This window comes from Dyadobacter sp. BHUBP1, assembly GCF_050587785.1.
Classification (GTDB): Bacteria; Bacteroidota; Bacteroidia; order Cytophagales; family Spirosomataceae; genus Dyadobacter.
The window spans coordinates 1-3,781 of the sequence record NZ_JBOBIH010000025.1; the positions used below are offsets into that span (position 1 = coordinate 1).

At 45.7% G+C, this 3,781-nt stretch carries 1 protein-coding gene; it reads right to left on the reverse strand.

The window, feature by feature from the left end; genetic code table 11:
• On the reverse strand, positions 1-3,781 hold a 3,781-nt coding region (locus tag ACQ4MZ_RS31395), incomplete at both ends, for a hypothetical protein (RefSeq protein ID WP_430852010.1).

The window sequence follows — 3,781 nt, forward strand, 5'->3', positions numbered from 1 at the left end:
GTTGCTGTTACCGGCGTGACCCAGCGGAGCTACATATTCGGCATGCCATTGGGTGGTTTCATTGCCATCCAACGCATTTGCCCAGCCCTGACCAGCCAGGTTCGGCTCTGAACCAAAGCCCGTACCCGTTAAGGCATATTCATTCCCACTTCCATCCACATTGAAAAAACGGATCTCTTTGAGGTCACCCACCCCGTCGGTAGCCCGCGCGTTGTAACGGATATGGGGATAGTTTTGCGGGTTAGTGAAATCTGTCGTAAGCCAGGTGCCAACAGGTGCTGCCGATGGAAATTGGTAAAGTACTACCCAATCCACCCCATTGCTGGAACCTTGTATCGTGGCCCCAACCAACCGGTCGTGGTTATAATTCCGCCACAGCAATTTTACCCGGTTCGCCGCGCATTGATTGCCGCTACTACTGCCGGAAGTAAGACCAGGAGCGGATGGGGCGGATACGTCAGGGTTATCTACGATGCCATTTACAAAGCCGCCCTGATTCGCATAGTTATAGTGGAAGCTCTTGATCAAATTGCCCGCGCTACTACCTTCCCGGATGTCGGAGAGGCGGCCGAAATTGTCGTAGTTGTACCAGGTAACCTTTCCCGAAGGCTCCGTGATCGATTCTACACCAATGAGTGACTTATAGTTATAGGTTGTCGTCGCGGCAGCCGATGTACCGTCAGCTTCGGTTTTTGACTTGAGAAGGTCAGTCTTGCCTGCATCGGTTGTGCCGTAATATTCAAGTTTGGTGGTGGCTCCCCCTTTTTCTTTATAGGTTAAAAGATTTCCGCGATCGTCGTAAGTCATGAACTCCGCAAGCGTAACAATGGAACCCTGTCCTATTTTTTTATCCACTTTCTTAGGCACATACAAGCTGGTGCCGCTCGGGGTGAAATACTCAGTGTTGATCCAGGTCAATGCTGCGCCATTTTCGATACTTGTCGTTTCCTCAATGACCGGGCTGACCATGTTTTTGGATACCATCCCCGGATAAACTCCCGTGTTGTAATCGAACGGGTACTTGTAGGCCGTTATAATATTACGTCCCCTACTGTCCGAAGCTTTGGTTTGGCTAAGCTGGGTGTAATTGGGATTGTCATAGTAGTATTCTTTAAAAGTTTCTACCGGCGTATTAGGATTTGCAAGATCATATACCTTCGTTCTTTCACTCTTTAAGTAATTCCAATTCTTGATCATGGCCGGATAGAAAAATCCGTGCAATTTCTTACTAAAATAAGCTCCGCTTACGAAATAAGGAATGTTTCTTATCTCCGCAGCATACTGGTAAGTGGGCGTACTTAACTCGTAGTCATATTCTGTTTCTTTGACCTTGACAAAAGCAGTACCCGACTTTGCATAATCTTCCTGTTTCAACAGGTTACCATTTGATTTAAATGGCCTACTGGAAATGAGTGGAGGCCTGTAATAGGAAAAATTATTGACGATATCGGACTGATTGTCATAGTAAAAAATCGATTGCCCATTTTCTGCATTAGCGCCATAACTCACAGTCACCTGATCGTATCCGACAACAGAACCACTGGCCGACGCGGATAGCGGAACGATGCTATTAGATGTGCGAAATACGATTCTATAAATTAGGCCATCCGCGCCCCCAGGGCCATCGTTGGTACAACTTCTTTCTTCCGCGTAAGTATATTGCGGTTTTGTCATCAACCTACCTGTCGACTTTTCGATACTCTGCCCATTAGCGGCTGTCTCGGTCCGTCTATAATTAAATGTCTTGACATTACTTTGCACGCCATCATTAGAGGTGATGGTTTTTATACGTAAGCCACCGCCGGTTTTCATTGCCCCTTCCGTCGCTTCCAAAGGCTCATACCATACGAAATGGATGGCAAAATCAGAAACCGCAACATCATTACTGACCTTTGCACGCCAGATGTATTTACCCGGCATAATGTTATAAATCGTATTGATGTGTTGAACTCCCCCGGTCATTCCATTCTGACACCCTTTAATGATGCAGGGCGAAGGAGTGCCATTAAAATTGTCGGTGCATTCCTGCATCGCAAACATATCATATGTTCCCACCGACAGTCCGGACTCTTTATGTATCAACTCAAAATACACCCTGCCAGTCTGGCCCGATATTTCGTTGCACGGCGTCGCGCCACTTAACCTAACGAAAGCGTCTAATTTCAAATTGGTTGTCAGGCCACCAGCCCCTGTTGCTGCCTTTGAGAAATCAACTTCGAAATCCTGAACCGTCCCTTTGTCTCTTATAAGGTACATACGACGCTCATTTCTCTCAGTCAACGTGCCAATATTACCAGAATAGGAGAAGTCGTTTTTATTGGAATTATTGACATCATATTCATGGGCCTCGTAGTTAAACTCCGTATATCCACCGGTGGGATAAGTAATCTTCTTTAGGCTGAATGCTTTTATATAATTCGGGTCGGTGTCTCTTTCTGTTCCCGTCATTTGCCCGAAATGGAATCTGACTTCATCCGAAGTATTGAAAACGTCGAATGTGGGGATTAGGCTTAGATTCCCCTGTTTTCCATTATAGTATCCCCAATGGTCCTGTGCGAATGAAGTCTTCGCCGGCAGATTAGTGTAGTTGTCTCCTTCAAAGTAGTCGAATAGATGCGGTCTTAAGCTAGTCCCACTCGCAGATTTCTCGGTTAATGATAACAATTTCAACCTTTTTGATACCGATCCACTTCCATCACTGGTAGCCTGATAGTCAACATCCGCAGTCCCGTCAAAATAAGCATAGTTAAAATCAAATGCTTTAAAAAGGGTTTTGACACCACCGGGCTTATTATAGATTTCAATCGTTTTAAGCTTTTTATCATAAGAAAGGTCATCCCTGTTTTCGAAAACGAATTTGACCGAACCATTCTGAAAAGTAATCTCATTCAGATATACAGTCGAAATATATTTGGGTGGAATCCGGCCAATCGTGCGTGATGCAATGGGGCCTTGAGGTTCACCGGTACTGCAAGTCGGGTCAAGTATAAATTCCCCCTTGGTTTCGGTGATAGCTCCCTGGGGATAGTTAAAGGCGTTTGCCAGGACGTTGTAGCTAAGGCTAATCGTGGCACCCTCCGGGGAAGTTATCTGGCTTAAATACCACGATGAAACAGAGCTTCCCCCGCTGGCATATCTGAATGTTTCTTTTTCGTTAAACAAATAGATAGCTCCATCAGGCGTCTTTATTTCCCAGGAAATGTCAGCTCCGTTGTTCGCTTCCAGCATCTTGATACGAATGTCACTCTTTTCGTTCATGATGATTTCTTTGGTACGGGTTATGATAAACTTCCCGGAATATCCCGCAAAATTGAAATTATAAATATCCGGCTCGTATTCATTATTAGTGCCGTCTTCTACCTTCAGAGCAAGCGGGCCTGGACCGGATTGCTGCGAATAAAAATCAAAATTGAATGCGCTTTGATTATTAGGAATTGCCTGCCCCAGTTGCATGTTTGCCCTGGGGAAACTGTTCGCTGGTAAATTATCCGCAGGGCTGAAATACCGGCTGAGGGTGAAGTCATCCTCCCCCATTATCGTCCTGGAAATAACTCCCCCGGCATTCAATGCCCAGCCCAATCCGACTTGACTGGCCTCGTCAGCTACTTTAATGCCCGATGGATGGTAGCTAATCGATATGGGAAGGGTTATTTTTCCATCCTGCACAGTGTAGATCGGAATGGATATATTGGCAGTACCCGTATAGTAACTTACAGGTATATCGACATACCTGGTTAAACTGGCCGCTTGTGGAGATGGAGGGACAATTTTTGGTACATAG